Origin of the sequence: Frankia sp. AiPs1 (assembly GCF_023716945.1) — a bacterium.
GTDB lineage: Bacteria > Actinomycetota > Actinomycetes > Frankiales > Frankiaceae > Frankia.
The window spans coordinates 1-6,380 of the sequence record NZ_JAMQQF010000336.1; the positions used below are offsets into that span (position 1 = coordinate 1).

The 6,380-nt window shown below is 71.9% G+C and carries 3 protein-coding genes and 2 pseudogenes; 4 read left to right on the forward strand and 1 reads right to left on the reverse strand.

Features of this window, described 5'->3' with window-relative positions; all coding sequences use genetic code 11:
• Positions 1 to 346: pseudogene (locus tag ND748_RS22235) on the forward strand (transcriptional regulator); the annotation flags it as partial.
• Positions 347 to 447: 101 nt separating this feature from the next.
• Here the strand turns inward: ND748_RS22235 and ND748_RS22240 are convergent.
• Complete coding sequence (locus tag ND748_RS22240) at positions 448 to 1,788, reverse strand: ABC transporter substrate-binding protein (protein ID WP_251747913.1); 1,341 nt, start codon at positions 1,786 to 1,788, stop codon at positions 448 to 450.
• A gap of 353 nt (positions 1,789 to 2,141) precedes the next feature.
• Here ND748_RS22240 and ND748_RS22245 point away from each other — a divergent pair, with 353 nt between their 5' ends.
• From ND748_RS22245 to ND748_RS22255, 3 genes and pseudogenes are all read left to right on the forward strand, one after another.
• Entirely contained in the window at positions 2,142 to 2,939 is a 798-nt protein-coding gene (locus ND748_RS22245) for an SDR family oxidoreductase (protein ID WP_251747914.1), read from the forward strand.
• 265 nt (positions 2,940 to 3,204) lie between these two features.
• Positions 3,205 to 5,997, forward strand: coding sequence for a branched-chain amino acid ABC transporter permease/ATP-binding protein (locus tag ND748_RS22250; protein WP_251747915.1), 2,793 nt, complete (start codon positions 3,205 to 3,207; stop codon positions 5,995 to 5,997).
• Positions 5,994 to 6,380: pseudogene (locus ND748_RS22255) on the forward strand (hypothetical protein); the annotation flags it as partial. The gene ND748_RS22250 and the pseudogene ND748_RS22255, both read left to right, overlap by 4 nt.

Here is a 6,380-nt window from a genome sequence, read left to right on the forward strand (position 1 = left end):
GGCCGAGGCGGTGCGCACCTGGGCGGTGGCGCTGCTGTCGCTGGCCCGCGGCGAGGCGGCGCGGGCGATCCGTGCCCTCGCCCTGGACCGCTACCGCCTGCTGCACCGCTTCCCGCAGGCCGAGGTCACGCTCACCCTCCCGCTGCGCCAGCCCCTGACCCGGACGTTGCACCGCGCCGAGCTGCCGCGGGCGGAACTGCTCGCCGACGCCGCGTTCGAACTGGTGATGAGCCGGCAGGCGGCCTGGATCGCGGTCGACCACCAGCCCGACGCCGACGAGGTCGCCGCCTACGCGGAGCTGGTCCTGGACCTCGTCGGCCTGTCCCAGCCCATCGCCTCCCGGTAGCCGCCTCCCGGTAGCCGCCGGGCCGGACACAGAGGTGCCCCGGGGCCAGCGGCCCCGGGGCACCCGTCTGCATCTGTCGCCCGCGTCGGCGGGCGGGATCGTCAGCTCGCGCCGAGCTTGAAGATCCCGGTGGTGTCGAGGGAACGGAAGTCCGTCAGCGTCCCCTCCTTGTCGGCGTCCGCGATGAAACCGGTGGTGGAGCAGATGTTCGGCGAGACCGCGTTGGCCTTGCCGTTGCACTGGAACGTGGAGCCGCCGCCGAGCGGGTAGGTGGTGGCCGGCATGGTGTGCAGCGCCGTGGCGATGGCCGCGGGGGTGACGTCGGTGCCGGGCACCGAGTTGACGCCCCGCACGAGGCTCAGCATGCCCTGGTAGCCGCTCATGCTGATCGCGTCGAACTTCAGGCCCTTGCCGTAGGCGTCGAGCACGGTGTTGAACAGCTTGAACTCGGGCGTGGCCGGGTCGACGTTGGCCTGCGCGATGATGTTGACGCCGGCGAAGCCGCCGGGGATCGACGCGCCGTGGTCGGCGCCGATGCAGCGGTCCAGCGCGGTGATCGGCTGGGTGATACCGAGGGCCTTGATCGCCTTGATCGCGCTGGCGCAGAACGTCGGGTCGCCGATCACGTGGTACATCGCCGGCTTGTTCTTCAGCGCGGTCTGGACCTGCGGGGTCATGTCCGCGGTGCCCGGCGGGATCGCGATCACCTGGGCCTTGGCGCCGGCGTTGGCGAAGAACGGCGGGACGAGCTGCTTGGCCGGGTCGCTGGCCGCGGGCACGTCGATGACGAACACGGCGGCGCTGGTCAGCTTCTTGTCCCGGGCGAAGGCGGCGGGCGTGCCGAACGAGGCCAGGGGGTTGCCCCAGATGAACACGTTCTTCGTCGACAGGGTGGCCTGGGTCGCGACGAGGTTCATGCCCACCGGGATCCCCGCCGGGGCGACGATCTTCAGCCAGGGGTCGGTCTGCCCGGGGCTGCCAGCCCCGACCGCGGCGACCTTCTCCCGCAGGAACTGGTTGCCGCAGGCCTGCGCGTTGGCCGGGACGGACTTGTCCTCGCAGGTGACGAGCTCGATCTTGTGCCCGCGCAGGCCCCCGAGGTGGGCGTTGGCGTAGTCGGTCACGGCCTGGGCGGCCCGGATCTCACCGGTGGTGTCGACGGCCTGCGTCGCGCCGGTGCTGACCCAGCCGATCTTGACGGGGGTGCCGGTGGCGGCCTTGGCGGGGCCGAGCAGGCTGCTGTCGGACTTCGCCGCCCCGCCCGTGCTGCCGCCGCCACCGCCGCTGCTACCGCCGCAGGCGGCCACGCCGGTGGCGACCGCCACGGCGAGGGCCACGGCCGACAGGCCGGCGCGGGCGCGCCCGCCGGATCGGGACAGGTGCCCGCGGGAGCGGGTCGGACACGCGCGCCGAAGCGGTAATCGCGAGTTGGAGATATGCACGCTGGAACTCCTCGTGGTGTTCGGGAAGTAAACCCGGGGCCGACCCGGGTGGTGCGGGAGCCGAGCCCCGCGACGGTCGTCGAGTCGTCGAGTCGTCGAGTCGTCGACCGGTCGGTCGGGGATCTGTGGCGGCATCCGGGCGGCGGCCGGCCGGCGGTCGACTGACGTCCGGCCGCGATTGTGGCTTAGGTCACGTTGAGTTGTCAATGAGCCGAAATGATCAGCGTCGTGGGCGTCCCGTCGGTGCGCGTGCCAGGATGGGAACGCCGTTCCCGGCCGGTGCGTGCGGGCACGGCAGCAGGGTGGATCGGTCCCAGTAGGAGTGGATCAGTCCCGGTAGGAGAGGCAGAACAGTGGACCTTGGCATTCGTGACCGGGTGGCGCTCGTCGTCGGCGGCAGCAAGGGGATCGGGCTCGAGGTGGCGAGGATGCTCGCGGCGGAGGGCAGTCGCGTCGCCGTCGTCGCGCGCACGCAGCGCCACATCGACGCCGCCGTCGCGTCGATCACGCAGGCCGGTGGCGAGGCGGTCGGGGTGTCGGCGGACATGAGCACCGGCGAGGGCATCGAGTCGGCCGTCGCCGAGGTCACCGACCGGCTCGGGCCCCCGCTCATCGTGGTCACCCAGGCCGACTTCCACGTGCGCGGCTTCTTCGCCGAGATCACCCGGGCGGAGGACTACGTCGACTCCTACCGGACCTACACCCTCAGCCAGGTGCACATGCTGCACGCGGTCCTGCCGGGGATGCAGGCGGCCGGGTTCGGGCGCTACGTCCACATCGGCTCGGCGACCGCCAAGGAGCCGCAGAGCTCCCCGCCGCACACGGTGGCCAACGCCACCCGGCCGTCCACCGTCGGCCTGCTCAAGAGCGTCGCCGACGAGTACGCCCGCCACGGCATCACCATCAACACGGTCGCCCCGGGCTGGATCGCGACGAAGACGACGAACTGGTACCTGTCGACCCACGAGGGCCTGACCGAGCCGGACGCGCGCCGCGACTGGATGATCCAGACGGCGGGGGTGCCGGCCGCCCGGCTCGGCGAGCCCGAGGAGATCGCCTCCTCGATCGCCTACCTGTGCTCGCGCCAGGCCGGCTACCTGACCGGGCACTACATCGCCGTCGACGGCGGCCACCACCGCTCGGCCTTCTGACCGCCCGCGGACGCTGCGTGACGGCGGGCGCGGAGCGGGTCGGTCCGGAGGGCCGCGAACTGGCCGTTTGCCGCCCGTTCCGCCGCAGGTCACAGCATCGCTTGACAGGCTGTGAAGTAGCACACAACAATCCAATGAGTTTAACTCAATCGGGGGGCCGGCGAGACTCGTCACGCACCCCGAGGTCCTGTCGAGGCGCGGTGCTCCGCGACCTGCGCAGGCCTGAGCGCCCCTCCCGCTCTGGGACGATCCTGCGGAGTGACTTTTGAGTCAACACATTGTTTTCCTGCTCCTCGGCCTCGGCAACGGTGCGGTGTTCGGCGCGCTCGCGCTCGCGCTCACCATCACCTACCGAAGCTCGGGGATCATCAACTTCGCGACGGGCAGCATCGCGCTGCTCGCCGCCTACGTCTATGCCTACCTGCGCTCCGGCGAACTGATCAACCTGATCCCCGGCACGCCCAGGACCATCGACATCGGTGCCGATTTACCGATGGGTGCCGCGCTGCCGATCGCGGTGGCGCTCTCCGCCCTGCTCGGCCTCGGGCTCCATCTGGTGATCTTCCGGCCGCTGCGCAACGCGCCGCCGGTCGCGAAGGCGGTTGCCTCGCTCGGCGTCTCGCTGGCGATCACCGCCCTGATCGCCGCGCGGATGGGCACCACCGCCGTCGCGGTCGACCCGATCTTCCCGACCGATCTGTGGAAAGCGGGGTCGATCAACGTCCCGAGCGACCGGGTCTACCTGGCGATCACCGTGCTCGTGCTCGCCACCGTGATCTCGATCGTGTTCGCCCGCACCCGCTTCGGCCTCGCCACCCGCGCGACGGCATCGAGCGAGAAGGGCGCCTACGTCAGCGGCATCTCCCCGGACCGGATCGCCGCCGGCAACTGGATGATCTCCTCGGCGGCGGCCGGGCTGGTCGGCATCCTCATCGCGCCCATCGTCCCGCTGATCCCCGTCTCCTACACCCTGTTCATCGTCCCCGCCCTGGCGGCGGCGATCATGGGTCGGTTCCAGTACGTCCTGTGGGCGGCGGTCGCCGGCATCGTCATCGGTGCCCTGCAGTCCGAGGCCCAGTACCTGCAGAACAACTACGACTGGCTGCCGTCCTCCGGCCTGCCGGAGCTCGTCCCCCTCGTCCTGATCCTCATCGTCCTCGTCGTGCGCGCCCAGCCACTGCCCGGCCGCGGAGCGGTCATCACCCGCAACCTCGGCCGTGCCCCTCGACCACACAACGTGGTGCTGCCGACCGTGGTTCCGACCGTGCTCGGTGTCGTGGGCCTCATCGCCTTCACCGGCGACCTGCGGGACGGGCTGATCTCCACGTTCGTCTACGCCGTCATCGCGCTGTCGGTCGTGGTCGTCACCGGCTATGCCGGGCAGGTGTCGTTCGCGCAGCTCCCGCTCGCCGGGGTCGCGGCGTTCCTGGTCGGGCCGATCTCCGAGCACCTGCACATCGCCTTCCCCTTCGCGCCGATCGTCGCCGCGCTCGGCGCGACCGTGGTCGGCGTGGTGATCGGCCTGCCCGCGCTGCGCATCCGCGGGCTGACGGTCGCGGTGGTGACCTTCGCGCTGGCGTTCGCGCTGGAAGCGCTGTGGTTCCGCAACCTCGACTTCGTCGGCTCGTCCGGCGCGGCGGTGCCCAACCCGGAGATCTTCGGGTGGAACCTCGGTGTCGGCAGCGGCTCGGACTTCCCCCGGGTGACGTTCGGGGTGCTCTGCCTGCTCGTGCTCGTGCTCGTCGGGCTCGGTGTGGCCTGGCTGCGTACCAGCACGCTGGGCTCGCAGATGCTCGCCGTGCGGGCCAACGAGCGCTCGGCCGCCGCGGCCGGCGTCAACGTCGTGCGGGTCAAGCTCGCCGCGTTCGCGCTGGGGGCGTTCATCGCCGGCATCGGCGGGGCGCTGCTGGCCTACAAGTTCGGCAACGTCACCAACGACCCGTTCACCGCCATCGTCGGGCTGACCTTCTTCGGCACCGTCTACCTGGCGGGCACCACCTCGGTCTCCGGCGGACTGCTCGCCGGGGTCACCGTCGTCAACGGGCTGCTCTACGCGCTCGTCGACAAGGTCGTCTCCACCGGGGTCTGGTACGAGGCGGTGGCGGCGCTGCTGCTGATCCTCACCGTCGTGTTCAACCCCGAGGGCGTCGTCGGCCCGGCCCACCAGCTGATCGAACGCCGCCGCTCGCGGTCGGCCGACCACCGCTCGGACGCGCTCGTCGCGCCCGAGGACGCCGTGGTCGCGCAGGCCGGCGAGATCGTCGCCGACGCCGAGGCGGCAGCCGCCGCGTCGGCGGTCACCTTCGACGACGCGGCCGAGCCCCTGCTGACCGTGCGCGACCTCACCGTCCGCTACGGCGGTGTGCTCGCCGTCGACGGCCTGTCCCTGGCCGTCCCGCCGGGGCGGATCGTCGGCCTCATCGGCCCGAACGGCGCCGGCAAGACGACGGCGATCGACGCGATCAGCGGATTCGCCCGGGCCACCGGCAGCGTGGCGCTCGCCGACCAGGACCTGTCGGTGCTGCGCCCGCACGAGCGGGTCCGCGCCGGACTCGGCCGGACCTTCCAGGCGATCGAGCTCTACGAGGACCTCAGCGTCCGGGAGAACGTCAGCGTCGGGCTGACCGCGGGCGTCTCGCGGCGCCAGGCCGGCAGTTCCAGCTCCGAGGAGGTCGCGGCGACCCTCACCCTGCTGCGGCTGACCGCCGTCGCCGACCGTCCCGCCGGGGAGCTCTCCCAGGGCCAGCGCCAGCTCGTCTCCATCGCCCGGGCCCTCGTCGGGCGTCCCCGGGTGCTGTTGCTCGACGAACCCGCGGGCGGTCTCGACACGGTCGAGAGCCACTGGCTCGGCCAGCGGTTGCGCGACATCCGCGCCGCCGGCGTCACGATCCTGATGGTCGAACACGACATGAGCCTCGTGCTCAGCCTCTGCGACGAGATCCACGTGCTCAACTTCGGCAAGGTGATCGCGCACGGCACCCCGGCGGAGATCCGCAGCCATCCCGCGGTCGCGGAGGCCTATCTCGGCAGCACCCACGCGGAGGAGGTGTCGGCATGACCGCGACGAACGAGCCGACGGCGAACGAGCCGACGGTGAACGAGCCGACCGTGGCCAGCGAGCCGACCGTCGACGGGACAACCGGAACGACGGACGCGGTGGCGGCCAAGCCGGTTGACACCGCCAAGCCGGCGGAGCCGGTCGACACGGCCGAGCCGGCCGAGCCGGCCAAGGCGGCGGAGCCGGTTGACACGGCCAAGGCGGCCGAGCCGGCCAAGGCGGTCGACACGGCCAAGCCGGCGGAGCCGGTCGATACGGCCAAGCCGGCGGAACCAACTCCGGTGGAGGAGCCGACCGCCGCGTCGACGGCGGCCGCCGAGCCGGCCGCGGCGAGTACGCCGCCGGTGATCCCCGCTGCGGCGAGCAAGCCCGCGGTGGTGCAG